General features: G+C 52.4%; 19 protein-coding genes. 3 read left to right on the plus strand and 16 right to left on the minus strand.

The genetic code is table 11. The features are described from left to right. Positions 1-4: 4 nt before the first annotated feature. The 16 genes from dnaE to rpsB all read right to left on the minus strand — a co-directional run bounded on the left by dnaE (position 5) and on the right by rpsB (position 18,463). Positions 5-3,487 (minus strand): DNA polymerase III subunit alpha, encoded by a 3,483-nt coding sequence (gene dnaE / locus FDW88_RS02705; RefSeq protein WP_096758228.1) that lies wholly within the window; start codon positions 3,485-3,487, stop codon positions 5-7. A gap of 36 nt (positions 3,488-3,523) precedes the next feature. After that, positions 3,524-4,120, minus strand: a complete 597-nt coding sequence (gene rnhB / locus FDW88_RS02710) for a ribonuclease HII (RefSeq protein WP_115259391.1) — start codon at positions 4,118-4,120, stop codon at positions 3,524-3,526. Next, complete coding sequence (gene lpxB, locus FDW88_RS02715; RefSeq protein WP_137361974.1) at positions 4,117-5,265, minus strand: lipid-A-disaccharide synthase; 1,149 nt, start codon at positions 5,263-5,265, stop codon at positions 4,117-4,119. The genes rnhB and lpxB overlap by 4 nt, the downstream gene beginning before the upstream one ends. Beyond that, positions 5,265-6,053, minus strand: coding sequence for an acyl-ACP--UDP-N-acetylglucosamine O-acyltransferase (lpxA, locus tag FDW88_RS02720; RefSeq protein ID WP_096758231.1), 789 nt, complete (start codon positions 6,051-6,053; stop codon positions 5,265-5,267). The genes lpxB and lpxA overlap by 1 nt, the downstream gene beginning before the upstream one ends. A gap of 3 nt (positions 6,054-6,056) precedes the next feature. Continuing rightward, positions 6,057-6,512, minus strand: a complete 456-nt coding sequence (gene fabZ, locus FDW88_RS02725; RefSeq protein WP_000210739.1) for a 3-hydroxyacyl-ACP dehydratase FabZ — start codon at positions 6,510-6,512, stop codon at positions 6,057-6,059. Between the two features lie 103 nt (positions 6,513-6,615). After that, the gene (gene lpxD, locus FDW88_RS02730; protein ID WP_115259393.1) at positions 6,616-7,641 is read right to left on the minus strand and encodes a UDP-3-O-(3-hydroxymyristoyl)glucosamine N-acyltransferase; all 1,026 of its coding nucleotides are present in this window, start codon (positions 7,639-7,641) and stop codon (positions 6,616-6,618) included. Positions 7,642-7,644: 3 nt separating this feature from the next. After that, the gene (gene skp, locus FDW88_RS02735; protein ID WP_096758233.1) at positions 7,645-8,130 is read right to left on the minus strand and encodes a molecular chaperone Skp; all 486 of its coding nucleotides are present in this window, start codon (positions 8,128-8,130) and stop codon (positions 7,645-7,647) included. Positions 8,131-8,252: 122 nt separating this feature from the next. Continuing rightward, complete coding sequence (gene bamA / locus FDW88_RS02740) at positions 8,253-10,667, minus strand: outer membrane protein assembly factor BamA (protein ID WP_137361975.1); 2,415 nt, start codon at positions 10,665-10,667, stop codon at positions 8,253-8,255. Positions 10,668-10,696: 29 nt separating this feature from the next. Beyond that, the gene (rseP, locus tag FDW88_RS02745) at positions 10,697-12,049 is read right to left on the minus strand and encodes a sigma E protease regulator RseP (protein ID WP_096758235.1); all 1,353 of its coding nucleotides are present in this window, start codon (positions 12,047-12,049) and stop codon (positions 10,697-10,699) included. 11 nt (positions 12,050-12,060) lie between these two features. Then, positions 12,061-12,918, minus strand: a complete 858-nt coding sequence (gene cdsA, locus FDW88_RS02750) for a phosphatidate cytidylyltransferase (protein WP_137361976.1) — start codon at positions 12,916-12,918, stop codon at positions 12,061-12,063. Between the two features lie 12 nt (positions 12,919-12,930). Further along, positions 12,931-13,689, minus strand: a complete 759-nt coding sequence (gene ispU, locus FDW88_RS02755; protein WP_115259402.1) for a (2E,6E)-farnesyl-diphosphate-specific ditrans,polycis-undecaprenyl-diphosphate synthase — start codon at positions 13,687-13,689, stop codon at positions 12,931-12,933. Between the two features lie 188 nt (positions 13,690-13,877). Next, entirely contained in the window at positions 13,878-15,074 is a 1,197-nt protein-coding gene (gene ispC / locus FDW88_RS02760) for a 1-deoxy-D-xylulose-5-phosphate reductoisomerase (RefSeq protein WP_137361977.1), read from the minus strand. A 108-nt stretch (positions 15,075-15,182) separates the two neighbouring features. Then, positions 15,183-15,740, minus strand: a complete 558-nt coding sequence (gene frr / locus FDW88_RS02765) for a ribosome recycling factor (RefSeq protein ID WP_115259405.1) — start codon at positions 15,738-15,740, stop codon at positions 15,183-15,185. A gap of 139 nt (positions 15,741-15,879) precedes the next feature. After that, positions 15,880-16,605 (minus strand): UMP kinase, encoded by a 726-nt coding sequence (gene pyrH / locus FDW88_RS02770; RefSeq protein WP_096758240.1) that lies wholly within the window; start codon positions 16,603-16,605, stop codon positions 15,880-15,882. 146 nt (positions 16,606-16,751) lie between these two features. Next, complete coding sequence (gene tsf, locus FDW88_RS02775; RefSeq protein WP_096758241.1) at positions 16,752-17,603, minus strand: translation elongation factor Ts; 852 nt, start codon at positions 17,601-17,603, stop codon at positions 16,752-16,754. 134 nt (positions 17,604-17,737) lie between these two features. After that, positions 17,738-18,463, minus strand: a complete 726-nt coding sequence (gene rpsB, locus FDW88_RS02780; RefSeq protein WP_016151758.1) for a 30S ribosomal protein S2 — start codon at positions 18,461-18,463, stop codon at positions 17,738-17,740. 324 nt (positions 18,464-18,787) lie between these two features. Here rpsB and map point away from each other — a divergent pair, with 324 nt between their 5' ends. The 3 genes from map (at position 18,788) to dapD (ending at position 23,214) form a co-directional block, all read left to right on the plus strand. Beyond that, complete coding sequence (gene map, locus FDW88_RS02785; RefSeq protein ID WP_137361978.1) at positions 18,788-19,582, plus strand: type I methionyl aminopeptidase; 795 nt, start codon at positions 18,788-18,790, stop codon at positions 19,580-19,582. 103 nt (positions 19,583-19,685) lie between these two features. Further along, a complete protein-coding gene (glnD, locus tag FDW88_RS02790) occupies positions 19,686-22,358 on the plus strand; it encodes a bifunctional uridylyltransferase/uridylyl-removing protein GlnD (protein ID WP_117342285.1) in 2,673 nt (890 codons plus the stop codon). Between the two features lie 31 nt (positions 22,359-22,389). Continuing rightward, positions 22,390-23,214 carry a 2,3,4,5-tetrahydropyridine-2,6-dicarboxylate N-succinyltransferase gene (gene dapD / locus FDW88_RS02795; RefSeq protein ID WP_115259408.1) on the plus strand — a complete coding sequence of 275 codons (825 nt, stop codon included), beginning with the start codon at positions 22,390-22,392 and terminating at the stop codon, positions 23,212-23,214. Positions 23,215-23,249 lie beyond the last annotated feature (35 nt).

Raw genomic sequence — 23,249 nt, forward strand, 5'->3', positions numbered from 1 at the left:
TGTATTAGTCAAACTCCAGTTCCACCTGCTCCGAACCAATAAGGCCACGGAGATCGTTCAGTAAACGATCGCTCGGAGAGACACGCCACGTTGCGCCAAAACGCAACCGCGCACGTGCATCCGCCCTCTGATAGTAGAGATGTACTGGAATTGTCCCCGAGCGGTGGGGTTCCAGAGACTGACGGAGTCGGTTTAAAAGCTGGTCATCAATTTGCCTGTCCGTCAGCGAGATAGCAAGCCCGCGAGCGTATTTTTCCCGGGCTTCGTCAATATCCATGACTTCACGGGCCATCATTTTAAGCCCACCGCTGAAGTCATCAAAGCTGACCTGTCCGCTGACGATAAGTATGCGGTCTTTTTCCAGCAAATGCTGGTATTTATCCAGGGCATCGGTAAATAACATCACTTCCAGACGCCCGGAACGGTCATCCAGCGTGCAGATGCCGATACGATTGCCGCGCTTGGTGACCATTACCCGCGCAGCAATGACGAGCCCCGCAGCCGTGGTAACTTTACCACGTTCTGTCGGATGCATGTCTTTCAGCCTGTGGCCTCCGACATAGCGCTCAATTTCTTTTAAATACTGGTTGATGGGGTGTCCCGTCAGGTAAAGCCCTAACGTTTCACGCTCACCATCTAATACCACCTGCTCCGGCCACGGCGTACAGTTGGCATAGGATTGTTCAATTTGTTCCGGCTCTTCGGCCAGAACGCCAAACATATCGGCCTGACCGATGGCTTCGGCTTTTGCGTGCTGATCGGCGGCTTTAAGCGCGTCGTTCAGCGAATTCATCAGTGCGGCGCGATGCGGGCCAAGGCGGTCAAACGCCCCGGACATGATCAGTTTTTCCAGCACCCGGCGGTTTAGCTTTTTGATATCCGTACGGGCACAGAGATCGAACAGCTCGCGGAAATAGCCACCTTTGTTACGCGCTTCAATAATAGCTTCAATGGGGCCTTCACCCACGCCTTTTATCGCGCCGATGCCATACACAATCTCGCCATCATCATTTACGTGGAAATGATACAGCCCGGAGTTGATATCCGGCGGCAGGATTTTCAGCCCCATACGCCAGCATTCATCCACCAGCCCGACCACTTTCTCAGTGTTATCCATATCGGCGGTCATTACCGCGGCCATAAACTCGGCGGGGTAATGCGTTTTCAACCATAGCGTCTGGTAAGACACCAGCGCGTAGGCTGCGGAGTGCGATTTGTTAAACCCGTACCCGGCGAATTTCTCCACCAGGTCAAAGATTTTGATCGCCAGCTCACCGTCTACGCCGCGCTTTCTCGCCCCTTCTTCAAAGGTGCCGCGCTGCTTGGCCATTTCTTCCGGCTTTTTCTTACCCATAGCACGGCGCAGCATATCCGCGCCGCCAAGAGTATAACCAGACAGCTCCTGGGCAATCTGCATGACCTGTTCCTGATACAGGATAATGCCGTACGTCGGCTCCAGAACAGGTTTCAGGCACTCATGCTGCCATTGTACATCCGGGTAGGATATCTCTTCTCGCCCGTGCTTACGGTCGATAAAGTTATCTACCATTCCCGACTGCAGTGGGCCTGGGCGGAACAACGCCACCAGGGCTATCATATCTTCGAAGCAGTCAGGCTGCAGGCGTTTGATCAGATCCTTCATGCCGCGAGATTCAAGCTGGAAGACGGCGGTTGTCTCCGAGCGCTGCAGCATATCAAAACATTTTTTATCGTCGAGCGGGATGGCGGCGATGTCAATCGGCTCCAGTCCCTGCTTTGCCCGACGCGGGTTGATCATTTTCAGCGCCCAGTCAATGATCGTCAGCGTACGCAGACCCAGGAAGTCAAACTTAACCAACCCGGCGTATTCCACGTCGTTTTTATCAAACTGAGTGACCGGATGAAGACCTTCTTCATCACAATAGAGCGGAGCAAAGTCGGTAATTTTAGTGGGCGCAATAACCACGCCGCCCGCATGCTTACCGGCATTACGCGTGACGCCTTCCAGCTTACGCGCCATGTCGATCAGCGCCCTGACCTCTTCGTCCGCTTCGTAGATCTCTGGCAGCTGCGGCTCTGCCTCAAAGGCTTTTGCCAGCGTCATCCCCGGATCGGGTGGCACCAGTTTAGAAATCCTGTCGACAAACCCGTACGGATGCCCCAGTACGCGGCCCACGTCGCGGATAACCGCTTTTGCGGCCATCGTACCAAAGGTAATAATCTGTGATACCGCGTCTCGACCATACATTTCCGCCACATGTTCAATCACCTGGTCGCGTTTCTCCATACAGAAGTCAACGTCGAAGTCAGGCATCGAGACACGTTCCGGGTTAAGGAAACGTTCGAACAGCAGGTCAAATTCCAGCGGATCAAGATCGGTAATTTTTAGCGCATAGGCCACCAGTGAGCCGGCACCGGAACCACGGCCAGGTCCGACCGGCACGCCGTTGTCTTTCGACCACTGGATAAACTCCATGACGATCAGGAAGTAGCCCGGGAACCCCATCTGGTTGATAACCTGAAGTTCAATGTCCAGGCGTTCGTCGTAAGGTGGGCGCTTCTCTTTGCGTTCGGCTTCATCCGGGAACAAAAACGCCAGACGCTCTTCCAGACCTTCTTTCGATTTTTTAACCAGATAGTCTTCGGTGGTCATATCTCCGGTCGGGAACTGCGGCAGGAAGTATTCACCCAGACGCACCGTCACGTTACAGCGCTTGGCTATCTCGACGGTATTTTGCAGCGCTTCCGGAATGTCGGAAAACAGCTCGCACATCTCTTCTTCGCTGCGCATATACTGCTGCGGCGAATAGTTGCGCGGACGTTTCGGATCATCGAGTGTGAAACCATCATGGATCGCCACGCGGATCTCATGCGCGTCAAAATCTCCGGTTTCAAGGAAGCGAACATCGTTGGTCGCCACCACCGGCAGACCCCGCGTTTCGGCCAGCGCCACTGCGGCATGCAAATAATTCTCTTCGTCCTGCCTGCCGGTACGGATCAGTTCCAGAAAATAACAATCGGGGAAATGTTCTTCATAAAACGTGACGCACTCATCAACCAGCGCGCTGTTACCGCGTAGCAAGCTCCGTCCGACGTCGCCCATGCGACCACCGGAAAGTAAAATTAAGCCTTCTTTTAAATCAAGCAACCAGTCTCTGTCGATGACCGGTCCTTCGGATCCATAGCCACGTTGATAGGCTTTTGATATCAACAACGTCAGATTCTGATAGCCCGTATTATTGGCCGCCAGCACCGTTAGTTGCGTCAACTCGTCGCCAAACTGCTCGCTACGGACATGAAAATCAGCACCAACAATCGGTTTAATGCCCGCACCGTGACCCGCTCCGTAAAACTTCACCAAACCACACAGGTTAGTAAAATCGGTGATCGCTAGTGCAGGCATGCCCAACGCGGCCGCCTTTTTCACCAGCGGCCCCGTTTTTGCCAACCCATCAATCATGGAGTAGTCGCTGTGTACCCGCAGGTGGACGAAACGTGGTTCAGACATCTTCAGATTCCGGTTTACTTATTCTTGCCACAAGAATCAGGACGTGAGTCCCAGTGCGCGTTTAACAGGGCCAAAGCTGCGACGGTGGTGTTCTGTCGCGCCATGCTCTATAAGCGCCGCCAGATGAAAAGCTGTTGGGTAGCCTTTGTGCTGCGCAAAGCCGTACTGCGGGAAAACCGTATCCAGCGTCGCCATCTCCGCATCGCGGGTGACTTTCGCCAAAATAGACGCTGCGCTGATTTCCGCCACGCGACTGTCCCCTTTCACCACCGCCATCGACGGCATCGGCAATACCGGGCAACGATTACCGTCAATCAGCACGTATTCAGGCGTAATGTGCAAACCGGCCACCGCGCGCTGCATGGCCAGCATGGTGGCATGCAGAATATTCAGCTCGTCGATTTCATGCGGTTCCGCCCGTCCCAGGCTCCAGCTTAACGCTTTTTCTTTGATTTCATCGTAAAGCGCCAGACGACGCTTTTCAGAGAGTTTTTTGGAGTCGTTCAGACCGACTATCGGACGCGCTGGATCAAGAATAACAGCAGCTGTCACCACAGCCCCGACCAAAGGGCCTCGTCCTACTTCATCCACACCCGCCACTAAATGCGTATGTGGATAAACAAATTCAATCATTGTGCTAACTCCAGGACTGCATCCGCCGCCTGCTCATCAGCATTACAACGGATCTGCTGGTGCAGGTCGCGGAACGTATCGTGCATCGCATGGCTGATTTTGCCATTCGCCAGCAACGGCTGCAGCGCTTTCGCCAACGCCTGCGGTTCGCATTCATCCTGCAACAGCTCTTTGACTAATTCTCTTCCCGCCAGCAGGTTCGGCAACGAAACATAATCGGTTTTCACCAGACGTTTCGCCAGCCAGAACGTGAAGGGTTTCATACGGTAGCCGACAACCATCGGGCACTTCGCCAGCATACACTCCAGCGCTGCCGTGCCTGAAGCCAGCAGCGCTGCATCGCTGGCAACCATCGCTTCGCGTCCCATCCCATCAAGCAGATGTACGGAAAGTTCCGGTGCTACCTCAGCTTTAATGCGCTCAAACTGTTCTCGTCGTTTGGCATTCACCAGCGGCACGACCACTTCGAGATCGGGATACTGCTGGCGTAGCAACTGTGCTGTTTTCAGAAAATCAGCGCTAAGCATCTCCACTTCAGCGCCCCGGCTTCCTGGCAATAGTGCCAGGCAGTGCGCATCATGGGGAATACCCAGCACGTCGCGAGCCGCGTTTTTATCCGGATCCAACGGCATGGCGTCCGCCATGGTGTGGCCGATAAAGCGGCACGGGACATTAAATTTGTCATAAAACGCTTTTTCGAAAGGCAGAAAGGCCAGCACCATATTGGTGGATCTGCCTATTTTGAAAACGCGTTTCTGTCGCCATGCCCACACGGAAGGGCTGACGTAATGAATGGTTTTAATGCCCTGTTTTTTCAAGTTCCCTTCAAGGGTAATATTAAAATCAGGTGCATCAATGCCAACGAAAACGTCCGGCTTGAGATCGGTAAAACGACGAGTCAGATCGGCGCGAATATGCAGTAAACGGCGCAGGCGTCCGAGCACTTCAACAATGCCCATTACCGCCAACTCTTCCATTTCGTACCATGCTTCACAGCCTTCGGCCTGCATCAGCGGACCTGCCACGCCAACAAAACGGGCATTGGGTACACGCGCCTTGAGTGCGCGAATTAATCCTGCACCAAGAATATCGCCGGAGGTTTCTCCGGCGACGAGGGCAATCGTTAATGGACGCTGCTCAGTCATTAACGAATCAGGCCACGCGTTGAGCGTTCAAAGAAATCACTGAAAGCCTGAACATCCGGGTACTGCTTCGCCAGCTCGGCGATTTCCGGCTTCACTTCTTCCAGAGTTTTACCACTGCGATACAACGCTTTATAGGCGTTACGGATCGCGGTAATCGCTTCACGGGTGAACCCGCGACGCTTCAGACCTTCGATGTTGACGCCAAATGGCGTGGCATGATTACCTTGGGCGATAACGTACGGCGGAACGTCCTGAGCAACACCAGAACAACCACCAACCATCACATGTGCGCCGATGATGCAGAACTGATGCACCGCCGTCATCCCGCCGATGATAACGAAATCATCCAACGAAACGTGTCCGGCAAGCGTGGCGTTATTCGCCAGAATACAGCGATTACCAATCGTACAATCATGCGCAACGTGCGCGTTGATCATCAGTAAGTTATCGCTGCCCACCTTCGTCAACCCACCGCCTTGCACTGTGCCACGATGAATGGTGACGCTTTCGCGGATGCGGTTGCGATCGCCAATTTCCACGCGGGTCGGTTCGCCAGCATACTTCAGATCCTGGTTTACTTCGCCGATGGAGGCAAACTGATAGATCTCGTTATCGCGACCAATTTTAGTATGGCCATTCACGACAACGTGAGACTTCAGTACGGTACCCTCACCAATTTCAACATGGGGTCCAACAATACAAAAAGGTCCAATGTGGGCATTGGCACCAATACTGGCGCCCTCTTCCACAATGGCGGTCGGGTGAATAAAGGCGGATTTATCAATCACGTATTAGGCCTCCCGGCTACGGGCACACATCATCGTTGCTTCGCACACAACTTTACCGTCAACCAGTGCAACCCCTTTAAAACGGGTCAGGCCACGGCGCGTTTTCTCGAAAGTGACTTCCATGATCATCTGATCGCCAGGTACGACAGGACGCTTGAAGCGTGCTTCATCGATACCAGCGAAATAATACAGCTCGCCTGGCTCCAGTTTTCCTACGCTTTTAAACGCCAGAATACCCGTTGCCTGGGCCATTGCTTCCAGAATCAGCACGCCAGGGAAAATCGGTTTACCCGGGAAGTGGCCCTGGAAGAAAGGCTCGTTAACGGATACATTTTTCACTGCGCGCAGAAAACGACCTTCTTCAAAATCCAGCACACGATCAACCAGCAAAAACGGAAAACGGTGCGGCAGAAGTTCTAAAATCTCTTCAATTTGCAGAGTATGAGTGTTAGTAGTCAAAATACTCTTCCTGTCAAAATATACTAAAAGGCAATAATAACACGGCCTGTCGCAATCGTATGAATGGGACAGGCCGAAAAGTCAGACGTGCAAAAAAGGTGCTTTAGTCTTGTTGATTAACCTTGCGCTCAATTGCTTTGAGGCGCTTGCTCATATCATCAATATTCATCACCAGTGCAGCTGTTTTACGCCATACCTTGTTGGGCTGTAGCGGAATGCCTGAGGAATAGACGCCTGGTTCGGTGATAGGACGCATCACCATACCCATACCAGTGACCGTGACTTTGTCGCATATTTCCATATGCCCATTGATCACACTGGCGCCGCCAATCATGCAGTAACGGCCAATCTTCAGACTGCCCGCCATAATGACGCCACCGGCTACCGCCGTATTGTCGCCAATCACAACGTTATGCGCAATCTGACACTGGTTATCAATGATAACACCATTGCCGATCACGGTATCGTCCAGAGCGCCACGATCGATGGTCGTGCAAGCGCCGATCTCGACACGATCGCCAATAATTACGCGACCAAGCTGTGGGATCTTCACCCAATTACCACGATCGTTCGCATAGCCAAAGCCGTCAGATCCGACAACGGTGCTGGACTGGATCAGGCAATGTTCACCGATCTGGATATCGTGATAAATCGTCACATTCGCCCACAAGCGTGAACCTGCACCGATTTTTGTGTTTTTTCCGACGAAACAGCCTGCGCCGATAACCACGTTATCGCCCAGTTCTACGCCAGACTCGATGACCGCATTTGCGCCAACAGAGACATTGCTACCCAGCTTTGCCGTCGCATCAATCACTGCACTGGGTGCAATGTTCTGTGCCGGCTGAGGCGTGGTATCTAAAATTTGCGCCATTCGTGCATAGGTCAGGTAGGGGTTCTTCACTACCAGCGCAGCACTCTTAGCAAAAGGAAGATCGTCCTGCGTCATCACAACGGCAGAAGCCTGGCACAGGCTTAAATGCTCACGGTACTTAGGATTCACCATGAACGTAATATTGCCAGTTTGCGCAGATTGCATGGACGCTACGCCGGTGATGACGATATCGCCATCACCGTGTAATTCTGCATCCAACTGCTCTGCTAAATCAGCCAGTCGAATTGAAGGCATTACTTATTTAACCTGTTTCAGTACGTCAGCGGTGATGTCTTTAACATCGCTGCTGTTGTAAGCAACGGTGTTTGCGTCAACGACCAGATCGATGCTCTGGCTGCTAGCGACAGATTTCACGGCTGTCTGGATACGCGTAACCAGTTTGCCACGTTCTTCGTTGGAACGACGTGCACGATCCTGTTCAAAAGCTTGCGCTTTCTGAGAGAAAGTCTGGCGCTGAGCCATAACGTCTTTTTCCAGCTTAGTACGATCGCTACCTGCTTTCATGGATTGCAGACGCTGCATTTTAGATTGCAGATCGGATTCCATGCGCTGCAGTTCGCTGGCGCGGCCTTTGAACTCGTTTTCCAGCGTGCTGGATACACCAGTCTTCTGCGCAACCTGTTGGAACAGGCTACCCATATTGACGATTGCAATTTTGTCGGCAGCCTGTGCGGACGTTGCCATCGCTAAACCGAGACCTGCAGCTAATAACCACTTTTTCACAATAAACTCCTTACCATCCCATTTGCACCCGAAGGTACAGTTCTTTGCGTGGCCAGGCGACCCTATGCAGGATCGCCTAAAGTCATCGCTACACTACCACTACATTCCTTTGCGCAGAACAATTACCAGGTTTTACCAATGTTAAACTGGAACTGTTCTGATTTGTCTCCATCGTACTTTTTGAACGGCTGGGCGTAGGAGAAGACCAACGGCCCTAATGGGGACATCCATTGTAACGCGATACCCGCAGACATACGGATATTGTTCGGATCGCTGTAGTCTGGATAGCCAGAATACTTCGCAGAATCCCAGTTGGTATCCCAGACGGTACCCATATCCCAGAAGAAGGAGGTACGGACCGAGTTAGCATACTTGTCGCTAATAAACGGCGTTGGGGTAATAAACTCCAGGCTGGCGACAGCCATGGCGTTACCGCCCACTGCATCGTCTGATTTACACGGTGACGTATTGGTGGTGTCACATTCGTTGTCATAATCGTCATCATTATTATAACGATTTGCCGGTAAATAGACGGCTTTTGGACCAATGGTGTTGGACTGGAAGCCACGCACGGTGCTGGAACCACCGGCATAGAAGTTCTCATAGAACGGCATTTCTTTGCCGCTTAATCCATCACCATAACCCCACTTGGTACGACCCAGAACAACCCATTTATGGTCGTCATCGATCGGTACGTAGGTCGCGGTATCCAACGTCGCTTTGTAGTATTCGTTATCAGAACCCGGAACGGTGACTTTCCCGTTCAGGTTGACACGCGTACCTTCCGTTGGGAAATAGCCACGGTCCAGCTTGTTATACGTCCAACCGTAGTTGAAGGTGAAATCGTCTGATTTGAAGCTATCCGCATCAGGATTTTCACCCATGGAAACCAGATAACGTTGCATTGCAACCTGTGGATCCATGTTAGACAAGGAGTTATGCACGTAACCCAGGCCCGCACGCAACGTGTTATATTCGTTGATCGGGAAGCCCAGTGTGACGTCTGTACCATAACTTTTGTTGGTGTAGTCAGACAGGTCTGCGTCATCCGCTTCAAAGTCGTTATAGAAGACGCGGCCACCAAGGCTCACACCATCCACGGTGAAGTACGGGTTGGTCACAGACAATTCAGTATAGGTCTGGTAATCGTTTTTGGTGCCGTTAATGCCGACAGAATACCCGGTACCTAACCAGTTATCCTGCTGAACGCCCGCCTGGAAGCTCACGCCGCTTTCGGTACCGTACCCGACGCCGAAGTTAAAGCTACCGGTGTTACGTTCTTTCACCTTGTAGACCACATCAACCTGATCCGGACTGCCCGGAATACGCTGAGTATCGGTGTCGACTGTTTCGAAATAGCCCAGACGATTCAGACGCTCTTTACCCTGATCGACCAGATCGCTACCCAGCCAGGCACCTTCCATCTGGCGCATTTCACGACGCAGGACGGAGTCTTTAGAGGTATCGTTACCTTCAAAGCGGATCTTACGCACATAGAAACGGTTACCCGCATCCACGTTTACGCGCAATTTAACCGTCTTATCGGCATCGTTGATTTCAGGCTGCGACTGTACGCGCGGGTAGGCATAACCGTAGCGACCCAGAAGCTTCTTGATATCATCTTCCATTTTGGTCACTTTGGTGCCGTTATAGAGTTCACCCGGTTCGATTTTCGTCAGGCTCTCAATTTCGGCAGAGTGTCCAGCCAGGTTACCGCTCACCTGTACCCCAGAAAGCTTATACTGCTCGCCTTCTGTAATGTTGACGGTGATGTAGATACCTTTCTTATCCGGCGTCAGGCTGACCTGCGTGGAGTCGATATTGAAGCGAGCATAGCCGCGATCCAGATAGTAACTACGCAGGGTTTCAAGGTCGCCCGCCAGTTTCTGTTTCTGGTATTTACGATCGCCCACCACGTTCCACCACGGCACTTCATCGCGCAGTTGGAAGTGAGAGATCAATTCGTCGGTTGTAAAGGCATGGTTACCGACGATATTGATCTGTTGGATCTTCGCCGAGACACCTTCCTGGAACACCAGTTTGAGGTCAACGCGGTTACGTGGCAACGGCGTCACCACCGCTTTCACACTGGCGCTGTACTTACCGACGCTATAGTAAAAATCTTCCAGGCCTTTTTCGATATCGGCAAGCGTGGTGCGATCGAGAGACTCGCCAACACGCACGCCAGACGCCTCGAGGTTTTGCTTCAGCATGTCATCTTTAACCGATTTGTTACCGGAGAAAGTGATGCTGGCAATCGTCGGGCGTTCTTTTACCTGAACCAGAAGGGTATCACCATCGCGCAGGACGCGGACATCCTCAAAGTTACCGGTGGCGAACAGAGCACGAATGGTATTACTGATATCTTCATCATTAACCGTGTCGCCTGTGCGCACCGGCATACTGAGGAGAGCCGCACCAACGGCGACTCGCTGTAGGCCTTCGAAATGAATGTCCTTCACGACGAACCCTTCAGCACCGTATACGGTGGCGCTGCTAAACAGCAGCGACGCTATGAGCAACTTTTTCATCGCCATCGTTATTATGCGTTCTTCCTAACACTCTCTTACAACCGAGAGAAATCATTGAAAAGTGCAAGCCCCATTAACAACACCAGCAAAATCGAGCCAATGCGATAACTAAAGTCTTGAACCCGCTCGGATACCGGACCGCCCTTCAGCTTTTCAATCGCCAGGAACAGCAGATGCCCCCCGTCAAGAACGGGCAACGGAAACAGGTTAATTATCCCTAAGTTCACGCTGATAAGCGCAAGGAACATCAGGTAATAAATCCCCCCGAACTCCGCTGACATCCCAGCCCCCTGGGCGATAGAAATCGGCCCACTGAGGTTGTTCAGTTTCACATCACCGGTAATCAATTTTCCCAGCATACTGACCGTCAACTTCATCAACTGCCACGTTTTATCCGAGGCTTCGAGGATGGCGCCGAATGGTCCATACTGGCGTACAGTCTTATACTCATCAGGCAGAGGAATAATTTTAGGCACGACACCCGCAAATCCCTCTTCCTGACCGTTACCCGGTTTTGAGTCCGGAGTTAACGTCAAAGACAAGGAACTCCCCTGCCTTTCAATTTCTAGCGCTAACGGCTTATTCGGATTATCACGCACCAGCGTCACGAACGTCATCCATTGCGTGAGCGGCTGGCCATTGACTTTAACGATCCTGTCGCCAGCTTGCAAACCCGCCTTACTTGCTGCGGAGTTAACCTGTACTTCTGACAGCACCGGTTCAATCTGCGGACCACGTGGACGAATCCCTAAACTCGTAACGGGATCCTGTTTGTCTGGCTCAAATGCCCATTGGCGCAAATCCAGCGTTTTGTCCTGTCGCTGGTTGCTGCCAAACGGCGCCACGCTAAGAATGGTCTGCTCATCGCCAATTTTAGCGACCAGCTGCAATCTCACGGTATCCCAATCAGGGGTTTCGATACCATCAACCGCTTTTAGTTCCGTACCTGGCTGAATTTGCGCCTGTGCGGCAATCGAGTTGGGTGTTATTTCACCCACAACCGGACGAACACCAGGGACGCCGATGATAAACACTAGCCAGTAAGCAAAAATAGCGAAAAGGAAGTTTGCAATCGGACCTGCGGCAATAATGGCCGCACGCTGCCCAACCGTTTTGTTGTTGAACGCGTGGTGGCGCAGTTCCGGCACCACCGGTTCTGCACGCTCATCCAGCATTTTGACGTAGCCGCCGAGAGGGATCAGGGCGATGACGTATTCGGTGCCCAATCTATCAGTGCGCCGCCACAGCGCCTTTCCAAAACCAATGGAAAAACGCTCAACGCGAACACCACAGCGCCGGGCAACCCAGAAATGACCAAATTCATGCACGGTGATAAGCACACCGAGTGCGACGATGAATGCAGCCAGATTCCAGAGAATACTCAGCATAAGACCATCCGTTAAAGCGTCCTGAAAACCAGTAACAGCAAGCAAGCAAAGACCGGTACCGCAGCCGTCAGACTATCAATACGATCCAGAATGCCGCCGTGCCCTGGGATTAAGTGACCACTGTCCTTAATACCTGCTTCACGCTTAAACATACTCTCAGTCAAGTCACCCAGCACCGAGGCCAGGACCGCAACAATAGAGCAAATGAGCAAGGTGACAGGCGCGACATCAAGATTCGCCCACATACCATAACCCCATGAGATCACAGCCGCAGTGGCGAGTCCGCCAATAAAACCTTGCCAGGTTTTACCCGGAGAAACCTTCGGCGCCAGTTTATGTTTACCAAATAACTTGCCAAACATATACGCACCGGAATCCGCTCCCCAGACGAGGATCATGACATACAGCAGCCATACTGCGCCACTATAATGATTCTCATCATAATGCCAGGCACGTAGCGCCAGCATTCCCCAAAAGAAAGGGATAATGGTTAAGATGCCGAAAATGATGCGTAATATCTTTGAATTACGCCAGACAGTCGCCGAACCTGGGTAAAATAACACCAGCAATAGTGCAACGCTCCACCAGCCCAACGACGCCCAAAGCGACACTTCGACCAACGGCTGATGAATATTATGATGATATTCAGGCAGTAAAAACAGCATAAGTGCCAGCAAAAGCCCGCACAGAACCGCCAGCCAGACTCGCTGTGTGCGAGTGGTGAAACCGCTTAACTGTCCCCACTCCCACGCGGCCAACATACATACGACCAGCGTAACAATGGCGAACCCCACCGGCGGCAATAAAAACAGCGCCGCGATGACAACGGGTATTAAAACAAAAGCAGAAATCAGGCGATACTTCAGCAAAAGCGACCCCCATCAGGCTTTTTCATCACCGGGTTCGGTCCCGCCGAAACGACGCTCTCGATTAGCAAAGGCATGCAGCGCACCTTCAAAGTCTTGTTCATCGAAATCGGGCCAGAGAACATCCGTAAAGTAAAGTTCAGCATAGGCAATTTGCCACAGCAAAAAATTACTGATGCGATGCTCTCCCCCAGTCCTTATCACTAAATCCACAGGAGCCAGTTCATTCATACAAACTTGCTGACCAAGCATTTCTTCGTCAATTTGCTCAGGGCGCAGCAGACCGTCTTGCACCTGTTGCGCCAGTTGCCTGACTCCCTGGACAATGTCCCAACGTCCGCCGTAATTCGCAGCAATATTCAGCGTTAACCCCGTATTCTGGGCTGTAAGCGCTTCCGACTTGCGAATCCGTTCTTGCAAACGTGAGTTAAATCGACTGATATCCCCGATAATACGCAGACGAACGTTATGGCGATGCAGGTTTTTCACTTCACTATCAAGTGCCCACACGAATAATTCCATTAACGCGCTCACTTCCTGCGCAGGTCGGTTCCAGTTCTCACTGCTAAAGGCATACAGCGTTAACGCATCAATACCGTTATTGGCAGCAAAAGAGACAGCCCGGCGGACGGATTTTGCTCCGGCCTTATGCCCAAAGGCGCGAATCTTCCCTTGCTTTTTCGCCCAGCGGCCATTGCCATCCATAATAATGGCTACATGGCGACAGCCATGTGCTGGCAAATTTTCGCTTAATGGTTGAGTTGCAGACAACATAACGCGTTTTTAGTCCCTGAAAGGATTTAACGGTACTCAGGAATACTGAAGCCTCTACACAAAAAAGCCGTGTCAAACCACGGCTTACCCGACCGAAAAAATGCCAATACCTGCGATCGGGTGGCGCAGACTATATCACTGAAGCCCAACGCTAACAAATAGCACGAATCTCTGTAGAGGGATTATCATCAGCTTGAGAGTCGCATCACTTGTTTTCTGGCGACGTCCCGTGCAACGGCATCAACCCTCAACACGTCATCAACGTTCTGGGGTTCCTGCAAATCCATCTTATCCAGTACCGATAAATTGAGCTCGGCAATATCGGTAAATCGAATTCGTTGCGCCAGAAATGCGGCAACGGTAATTTCATTCGCAGCGTTCAGCGCGGTAGTCGCCGCTTGCCCTTGCTCAAACGCATCCATCGCCAGTTTCAGGCACGGATAGCGTTGGTAATCCGGCGCGGAAAACGTCAACGCGCTCAGTTTGCAAAAGTCGACAGGCTTCACACCAGATGTGACGCGTTCCGGCCATGCCATAGTATGGGCAATAGGCGTGCGCATATCAGGCTCACCCAGTTGTGCCAGAACGCTACCATCCTGATACCGAACCATCGAATGAATCACCGACTGTGGATGAATCAGCACTTCCATCTGGCTTGCACTGGCATTAAACAACCAGCGCGCTTCAATGTATTCCAGACCTTTATTCATCATAGTGGCAGAGTCGACGGAGATTTTTCGTCCCATCGACCAGTTCGGGTGACGGCATGCTTGATCGGGGGTCATTGACACCAGATCGTGCAATGGCGTTTCACGGAAAGGGCCACCAGACCCGGTAAGCAGAATGGACATGACGCCATTTTGCTCAAGGTCAGCGTATCCCAGATTGTGCTGAATAGGTTGGGGTAAACTCTGAAAAATCGCGTTATGTTCGCTATCTACCGGCAAAAGCTGCGCTTTGTGGCGCTTCACGTCATCCATAAACAAACGACCGCAGGTCACCAGCGACTCTTTATTCGCCAGTAAAATGCTTTTGCCTGCACGGATTGCCGCCAGCGTAGGCAGCAGCCCCGCCGCGCCGACAATCGCGGCCATCACCTGATCGACATCATCCAGCGCAGCCATATCACAGGCCGCCTGTTGTCCGCTCATCACCTCGGTACGACTTCCCTGCTCCAGCAGAGCCGCTTTCACCTGCGCAGCGCTTGTTTCATCATCCATTACTGCATAGCGGGGAGAGAACTCCAGGCACTGCTCGACCATACGGGCAACATTTTTACCCGCGACCAGCGCAGTAACACGAAACGTTTCCGGGTTATGGCGTACGACATCCAGCGTACTGCAACCAATAGAGCCGGTTGAGCCGAGAATGGTTAATTGCTTCATCAGACATCCTGAAGAATTTTACCCTTTAGGGGATAGACAGAAAAAAGCAAAACGCCGCCATCCAGCCTTTGCAGACCTTCTGAGCGGCGTTTTAAGCGTACAGGCGAATCAGAACTGCATCAGTTCCGCTTCTTTCTCTGCCAGCGCCGCATCCACTTTCTTGATAGCGGCGTCAGTCATTTTCTGCACGTCGTCCTGAGAACGGCGATCGTCATCTTCGCTGATCTCTTTATCTTTCAACAGCGCTTTCACTTTGTCGTTAGCATCACGACGAACGTTACGCACGGCAACACGCGCGCCTTCTGCTTCGCCACGCACGATCTTGGTCAGATCTTTACGACGTTCTTCGGTCAGCGGCGGCAGCGGAACGCGGATGTCAGAACCCGCAGAGCTTGGGTTCAAACCGAGGTCAGAAGCCATAATCGCTTTCTCAACGGCCGGGCCCATAGAACGGTCAAACACGTTGATTTTCAGAGTACGGGAATCTTCAACCGTTACGCTTGCCAGCTGACGCAGCGGAGTTGGCGTGCCGTAATATTCCACGATAATGCCATCCAGCAGGCTGGGAGAAGCACGACCCGTGCGAATTTTGCTGATTTGATTTTTGAATGCTTCGACGCATTTGTCCATGCGTACTTCAGCATCTTTTCTGATTTCGTTGATCACGTTACGAATCCTTGAAAGCTTGTTTCAGTCAGACCATATCCACCACGCAAGATGCGACAAGTATAGTCTTGATTAATTTTGAGGGACGTATCCCGCGACATTAAAGCAGAATATTACCTGCATTTAGCCGCAACGGGAATTATTCCGTGATTAACGTCCCTTCTTTTTCACCCATCACCACACGGCGCAGCGCGCCCGGTTTGTTCATGTTGAAGACACGAATAGGCAATTTGTGGTCACGAGCCAGCGTGAACGCCGCCAGATCCATCACTTTCAGTTCTTTATCCAGAACTTCAGTATAGGTCAGTTGTTCGTACATGGTCGCGGTTGGATCTTGCGCCGGATCTGCGGTAAATACGCCGTCAACTTTGGTGGCTTTCAGCACTACATCAGCTTCAATTTCAATACCGCGCAGGCAGGCTGCAGAGTCTGTCGTGAAGAACGGGTTGCCGGTACCGGCCGCCAGGATAACAACACGGTTGTTGCGCAGCAGGCTGATAGCCTCCGCCCAGCTGTAGTTATCGCACACACCGTTCAAAGGAATTGCGGACATCAGGCGAGCGTTCACATAGGCGCGGTGAAGCGCATCGCGCATTGCCAGACCGTTCATTACGGTGGCCAACATGCCCATGTGGTCGCCCACAACGCGGTTCATTCCCGCTTTCGCCAGACCAGCACCACGGAACAGGTTACCGCCACCAATCACTACGCCAACCTGAATACCCAGCTCAACCAGTTCTTTGATTTCCTGAGCCATACGGTCAAGTATGCTTGCATCAATACCGAAGCCTTCTGAACCTTGCAGCGCTTCGCCACTTAACTTAAGCAGAATACGTTTGTAGACGGGTTTTGCATTGGTAGCCATGTTTCTTTCCTGAGACTGTCAACGAATGATATGAGTTAATACCAGCGACATTGTATGTCGCTTTTCAACGTAGCCACTATAGCGGTTCGCTGAATTTACAAGCCAGACACAAAAAGAAGCCGCCCTCAGGCGGCTCCTTTAAAAAATTAAGACTGCTTGGACATCGCAGCAACTTCTGCTGCAAAGTCAGTCTCAACTTTCTCGATGCCTTCACCCACTTCAAAGCGGATGAAGCCTGTTACGTCAGCGTTGTGCTCTTTCAGCAGCTGAGCAACAGATTTGCTCGGATCCATAACGAAAGGCTGACCCGTCAGAGAAACTTCGCCGGTGAATTTCTTCATGCGGCCTTCAACCATTTTCTCTGCGATTTCTTTCGGCTTACCAGACTGCATCGCGATATCCAGCTGAACCTGGTATTCTTTCTCTACCACTTCAGCAGATACGTCTTCTGGCTTAACGAATTCAGGCTTGCTTGCAGCAATGTGCATTGCCAGCTGTTTAACCAGCTCTTCGTCTGCGCCTTTAGCCGCAACCAGAACACCGATACGTGCACCGTGCTGGTATGAACCCAGTACGTCGCCTTCGATGGAAGCAACACGACGGATGTTGATGTTCTCACCGATTTTAGCAACCAGCGCAACACGTTCTTCTTCGAACTGTGCTTTCAGAACGTCAACGTCAGTGATTTTGCCCGCGATTGCAGCATCCAGAACTTTGTCTGCAAATGCCTGGAAACCACCATCTTTAGCAACGAAGTCAGTCTGGCAGTTAACTTCCAGAATGATGCCGTAGTTGCCGTCGATTTTGGTTTTGATCACGCCGTCAGCAGCAACGTTGCCTGCTTTTTTCGCCGCTTTGATCGCACCAGATTTACGCATGTTTTCGATTGCCAGCTCGATGTCGCCATTAGCTTCAGTCAGTGCTTTTTTGCAATCCATCATGCCTGCGCCGGTACGCTCACGCAGCTCTTTTACCAGGGATGCGGTAATTTCAGCCATTCTAAAATCCTCGGAAGATTTGATCTGCCCGGCGTCAAACCGCACAGATTTAAAAGTGAAAAAGGGGCCTAAAGGGCCCCTAACCAAACGTGATACAACCTGGTTTATAAGGGGGCTCTAACGAGCGTGCCTTATTATTCAGCTTCTACGAAGCTTTCTTCCGCCTGGGAAGCCAGATCCTGAGAACGGCCTTCACGAACGGTAGTAGCTACAGCGCCCAGGTACAGGGTCACAGCACGGATTGCGTCGTCGTTACCCGGGATAACGAAGTCAACACCGTCCGGATCAGAGTTGGTATCAACGATTGCAAATACCGGGATACCCAGGTTGTTTGCTTCTTTGATAGCAATGTGCTCGTGGTCAGCATCGATTACGAACAGAGCGTCCGGCAGACCGCCCATGTCTTTGATACCGCCCAGGCTGTTTTCCAGTTTCTCAAGCTCACGGGTGCGCATCAGCGCTTCTTTCTTGGTCAGCTTTTCGAAAGTACCGTCCTGAGACTGAGTTTCCAGATCTTTCAGACGTTTGATGGACTGACGAACGGTTTTCCAGTTAGTCAGCATGCCGCCCAACCAGCGATGGTTCACGAAGAACTGGTCGCAGTTGTTAGCAGCTTCTTTCACCGCTTCGCTTGCAGCGCGTTTAGTACCAACGAAAAGGATTTTACCTTTACGAGCAGAGATCTTGTTCAGTTCAGCCAGAGCTTCGTTGAACATCGGTACAGTTTTCTCAAGGTTGATGATGTGAACTTTGTTACGCGCACCGAAGATGAAAGGCTTCATTTTCGGGTTCCAGTAACGGGTCTGGTGACCGAAGTGAACACCAGCCTTGAGCATGTCGCGCATGGAAACAGTTGCCATGATTAAAACCTCTATATATAAAAGTTGGGGTTAAGCCTCCACGCATCCCATATTACCGACCCAAAAGGGCACCCCGGAATATGTGTCGATACGTGTGTGTTGTTACACAAAGTGAGATTTGTCGCTCCCGTCCATCGTGTGTAGTCTTCGAATGGATCGGAAGTCCGGCGCGCTTTATACCACAAATACGCCATAGACACCAATAATAGTTGGCGGTCTGTGCTGTTAATGATTCTCAATTTGGCAGGGTACACCCCTGACTGATACCATTAGCAGCACTTACACAATTATTGTCGAAATCATCGACACTGATGGACAGAATTTATGGCTATCTCAATCAAGACCCCTGAAGAAATCGAAAAAATGCGCGTCGCTGGTCGTCTGGCCGCCGAAGTGCTGGAAATGATCGAACCGTTTATCAAACCGGGCGTCAGCACCGGCGAACTGGATCGTATCTGCAATGACTACATCGTGAACGAGCAGCAGGCGATCTCCGCGTGCCTGGGTTATCACGGTTATCCGAAATCCGTCTGCATCTCCATCAATGAAGTGGTATGCCACGGGATCCCGGACGACGCCAAGCACCTGAAAGACGGCGATATCGTCAATATCGACGTTACCGTGATTAAAGACGAGTTCCACGGTGACACCTCCAAAATGTTTATCGTCGGCAAGCCGACGATTCTGGGCGAGCGTCTGTGCCGCGTCACGCAGGAAAGCCTGTATCTGGCGCTGCGTATGATAAAACCGGGTATTCGTCTGCGCACGCTGGGCGCAGCCATTCAGAAATACGCGGAAGGCGAAGGCTTCTCTGTGGTACGCGAATACTGCGGCCACGGCATCGGTCGCGGCTTCCATGAAGAACCTCAGGTTCTTCACTACGATGCAGACGATGGCGGCGTAGTGCTGCAACCGGGCATGACCTTCACCGTTGAACCGATGCTCAACGCCGGTGATTATCGTATCCGCACCATGAAAGACGGCTGGACGGTAAAAACCAAAGACCGTAGCTTGTCTGCACAGTACGAGCATACTATTGTGGTGACGGAAAACGGTTGTGAAATTCTGACGTTACGCAAGGATGACACTATCCCGGCGGTCATCACACACAACGAATAATGTTTTGCCTGATGGCGCTGTCGCTTATCAGGCCTACAAATGGCACTCTCCCGTAGGCCGGATAAGCGTAAGCGTCATCCGGCTTTTTTATGGGTGGCGCACAATGAATACTCTTCCTGAACAACACGCAAATACTGCCCTCCCCACCCTGCCGGGCCAACCGCAAAACCCGGGAACCTGGCCTCAGCACGATCTCAACTGTAGCGGCATTAAAACGCATATCGATTCGTTTCAAAACTGGTTAGGTGAAGCCTTTGACAGTGGTATTTCCGCAGAGCAGTTGATCGAAGCGCGCACCGAGTTTATTGACCAACTGCTGCAACGCCTGTGGATTGAAGCCGGTTTCGGTCAAATTGCCGATCTGGCGCTGGTCGCCGTCGGCGGCTATGGGCGTGGCGAACTGCACCCGCTTTCCGATATCGACCTGCTGATTCTGAGTCGTAAAAAACTGCCTGATGCGCAGGCCGAGAAGGTCGGCGAACTGCTAACCCTGTTGTGGGATGTGAGACTGGAGGTGGGGCACAGCGTGCGTACGCTGGAAGAGTGTCTGCTGGAAGGCCTGTCCGATTTAACCGTCGCCACTAACCTGATTGAAACACGCCTGCTGATTGGCGACGTGGCGCTGTTTCTTGAGCTACAAAAACATATTTTTAGCGAAGGCTTCTGGCCCTCCGATAAATTTTACGCCGCCAAAGTGGAAGAGCAGAACCTGCGCCACCAGCGCTATCACGGCACCAGCTACAATCTGGAACCGGATATCAAAAGTAGCCCCGGCGGCCTGCGCGATATCCACACCCTCCAGTGGGTAGCCCGCCGCCACTTTGGCGCCACGTCGCTGGATGAGATGGTTGGATTCGGCTTCTTGACGCTGGCGGAACGTGCTGAACTGAATGAGTGTCTGCACATCCTCTGGCGCATTCGCTTCGCACTGCATCTGGAAGTCACGCGTTACGATAACCGTCTACTGTTTGACCGTCAGCTTAGCGTCGCGCAACGGCTACACTACGGCGGTGAAGGCAACGAGCCTATCGAACGGATGATGAAAGACTATTTTCGCGTCACGCGCAGGGTCAGTGAGCTGAACCACATGCTGCTACAGCTGTTTGATGAGGCCATCCTCGCTCTATCCGCAGATGAAAAGCCGCGCCCGATCGATGACGACTTTCAGCTACGCGGCACGTTAATTGATTTGCGTAACGACGATCTGTTTATCCGCGAACCGGAAGCCATTCTGCGGATGTTTTACACCATGGTGCGCAATAGCGCGATCACCGGGATTTACTCCACTACGCTGCGCCATTTGCGCCATGCCCGCCGCCATCTGACACAACCGCTGTGCTACATCCCGGAGGCGCGTTCGCTGTTTCTCAGCATGTTACGCCATCCGGGGGCGGTGAGCCGTGGCCTGCTGCCGATGCATCGTCACAGTGTGCTGTGGGCCTATATGCCGCAGTGGTCGCACATTGTCGGCCAAATGCAGTTTGACCTGTTTCATGCCTATACGGTGGATGAACACACGATTCGCGTGATGCTAAAGCTGGAAAGCTTTGCCAAAGAAGAGACCCGTCAGCGTCACCCGCTGTGTGTCGATCTCTGGCCACGTCTGCGCCAGCCGGAGCTGATTCTGATTGCCGCGCTGTTCCACGACATCGCCAAAGGTCGCGGCGGCGACCACTCGGTTCTCGGTGCTCAGGATGTCCTCAAGTTTGCCGAACTGCACGGGCTGAATTCCCGCGAAACACAGCTGGTCGCCTGGCTGGTCCGCCAGCATCTGCTGATGTCGGTTACCGCCCAGCGCCGCGATATTCAGGACCCCGAAGTCATCAAGCAGTTCGCCGAAGAAGTGCAAACGGAACACCGCCTGCGCTTCCTGGTGTGCCTGACGGTGGCGGACATTTGCGCCACCAACGAAACGCTGTGGAACAGCTGGAAACAAAGCCTGTTGCGCGAGCTGTACTTCGCTACCGAAAAACAGCTACGTCGCGGCATGCAAAACACGCCGGATATGCGCGAACGCGTGCGTCATCACCAGCTGCAGGCGCTGGCGCTGCTGCGCATGGACAACATTGATGAAGAAGCGCTGCACCATATCTGGTCGCGCTGCCGCGCCAACTATTTCGTGCGCCACAGCCCAAACCAGCTGGCCTGGCATGCGCGCCATCTACTGCAGCACGACATGAGCAAGCCGCTGATCTTACTCAGCCCACAGGCCACGCGCGGCGGAACGGAGATTTTCATCTGGAGTCCGGACCGTCCCTATCTGTTTGCCGCGGTTTGTGCTGAACTGGATCGGCGAAACCTTAGCGTCCACGATGCGCAGATTTTTACCACCCGCGACAACATGGCGATGGATACATTTATCGTGCTGGAGCCGGACGGCAGTCCGCTGTCGTCAGACCGCCACGACGCCATCCGTTCAGGGCTGGAGCAGGCGATCACCCAACGCAGTTGGCAGCCACCACAACCGCGCCGCCAACCAGCAAAACTACGTCACTTTACCGTCGAGACCGAGGTGACTTTTCTACCGACCCATACCGACCGAAAATCATTCCTCGAGCTTATCGCGCTCGACCAGCCCGGCCTGCTGGCGCGGGTCGGACAGATTTTTGCCGATCTGGGAATTTCGCTGCATGGCGCCCGAATTACAACCATTGGCGAGCGAGTAGAAGATTTATTCATAATCGCAACGGCCGACCGGCGCGCCCTTAATAATGCGCTGCAGCAGGAAGTACATCAACGGTTGACAGAGGCCCTCAATCCAAACGATAAAGGGTGATGTGTTTATTTATTATGGAAAGAGTTTAACAATGCAGCAGTTACAGAACGTTATTGAGTCCGCTTTCGAGCGCCGCGCCGAAATTACTCCGGCAAATGTAGATACCGTAACCCGTGAAGCGGTAAATCAGGTTATTTCTCTGCTGGATTCCGGTGCGCTGCGTGTTGCAGAAAAGATTGAGGGTCAGTGGGTCACACATCAGTGGCTGAAGAAAGCGGTACTGCTCTCTTTTCGTATTAACGACAACCAGGTTATCGATGGCGCAGAAAGCCGCTATTTCGATAAAGTCCCGATGAAATTCGCCAACTACGACGAAGCGCGCTTCCAGAAAGAAGGCTTCCGCGTAGTTCCCCCTGCTGCCGTGCGCCAGGGTGCCTATATCGCACGTAACACCGTCCTGATGCCGTCTTACGTCAACATCGGTGCTTACGTTGATGAAGGCTCCATGGTGGATACCTGGGCAACCGTCGGCTCATGTGCGCAAATCGGTAAAAACGTTCACCTGTCCGGTGGCGTTGGCATCGGTGGCGTGCTGGAACCGTTACAGGCGAACCCAACCATCATCGAAGACAACTGCTTCATTGGTGCGCGTTCTGAAGTGGTAGAAGGCGTGATCGTCGAAGAAGGCTCCGTTATCTCCATGGGCGTATACCTGGGCCAGAGCACCAAAATCTACGACCGCGAAACCGGCGAAGTTTTCTATGGCCGCGTTCCGGCGGGTTCGGTTGTGGTATCGGGAAATCTGCCGTCGAAAGACGGTAAGTACAGCCTGTACTGCGCGGTAATCGTCAAGAAAGTCGACGCCAAAACGCGTGGCAAAGTCGGAATTAACGAGCTATTGCGTACCATCGACTAACGGCAATTTGAAAAAGCGGGCTTAGCCCGCTTTTT

The sequence above is a fragment of the Citrobacter sp. wls829 genome, from assembly GCF_005280825.1.
GTDB classification, from domain to species: Bacteria; Pseudomonadota; Gammaproteobacteria; order Enterobacterales; family Enterobacteriaceae; genus Citrobacter; species Citrobacter gillenii.